General features: G+C 66.6%; 1 protein-coding gene and 1 pseudogene. Both read left to right on the top strand.

What is annotated here, in order from left to right; translation table 11 throughout:
* Positions 1-74: 74 nt before the first annotated feature.
* A pseudogene (locus D7W82_RS42645) lies at positions 75-545 on the top strand (helix-turn-helix domain-containing protein); the annotation flags it as partial.
* Between the two features lie 34 nt (positions 546-579).
* Positions 580-1,149: a transposase gene (locus D7W82_RS39710; RefSeq protein ID WP_158617816.1), complete on the top strand. Its 570-nt coding sequence runs from the start codon at positions 580-582 to the stop codon at positions 1,147-1,149.
* The last annotated feature ends 24 nt before the right edge of the window (positions 1,150-1,173 follow it).

Below are 1,173 nucleotides of genomic sequence, written 5' to 3'. Positions count from 1 at the left end.
TCTAAGCCAGAGGAAGTAAGTCCTGTCAGGGGGTAGGATTGCCGCTCCTCCGGTTGTGCAGAAGGAGCGGCGAAGTGCCCCACCAGCACCGAGAGTTGGAGCTGACGGCAGCCGAGCGGCGCCGGCTGGTACGCGCTTTGCGGCAGCAGGCTCCGGAGGGCGTAGCGCTGCGAGCGGCTATCGTGCTGTTGAGCGCTCAAGGCCAGAGCGCTCGGTGCATCGCTACGGCCCTGGGAGTTACCACGCGCACCGTCCATCGCTGCCGCCGACGCTGGCGTGAGCAAGGGCTGGGGGGACTGGCTGACGCGGTTCGTCCGGGCCGTCCGTCGAGCGTGTCCTCCAGCTACCTGAGGCTCCTGATGCGCACCGTGGACACGGCGCCGGAGAAGCTGGGCTTTGCATTTGCTCGCTGGACGCGTGCACGTCTGGCCGCCTACCTCCAGCAACGCACCGGCGTGCATTTGAGCGCGCGCTGGGTGGGCGAAGTCCTGCTGTGCCACGGCTATGTGTGGCGGCGCGCCAAGCTCACCACCCGGCACCTGGCGGACGAGGAGGAAAAAAGCACGCGCCTTCAGGCGCTTGCACCGTCTGCAGAAGGCAGCCCGACAGCCCCGGGCCGACTTCGAGCTGTGGTACGCCGACGGCGTTCACTTCAACCTTCTCCCGGTGACGCGCTCCATGTGGCGGCGCAAAGGGCAGCGGCTGCTGGTGCCCACTCCGGGCAAGAATGTGCGAGTGGGGGTGGTGGGGGCCATCCGCTTTCCCAGCAGGCACTTCCTCTTCGCCTACCAGCCCAAGAGCGTCACCACCGCCCTGTTTCTGTCGCTGCTCGAAAAGCTGGTAGCGCGGGCAAAACGGACGGCCCGACGCATCGTGCTCGTCCTCGACAACGGTGGCCCCTTCACTTCCCACCGCGCCCAAGCCGCCCTTGAAGCCGCCCGGCCCCAGGTGCGCGTCTTGCGACTGCCTGCGTACACCTCGGAAACCCTCAACTGGATTGAGGGCTACTGGGACGAGCTCAAGAGCACCTACTTCAGCCAGATGCTGACGGAGCAGCGCGAGGAGTTCTATCCTCAAGCCGTCCGGCTGCTGCACCGCTTGCAGCGCTCCGGTCGGCTCAGTCTGCTCGCGCCTCGCGCTACCCCCTGACAGGACTTACTTCCTCTGGCTTAG

The organism is Corallococcus sp. CA049B (assembly GCF_003611685.1).
Lineage (GTDB): Bacteria > Myxococcota > Myxococcia > Myxococcales > Myxococcaceae > Corallococcus > Corallococcus coralloides.
Note: the sequence above shows the minus strand (reverse complement) of the source record. Positions and strands in the feature narration are given on the sequence as shown.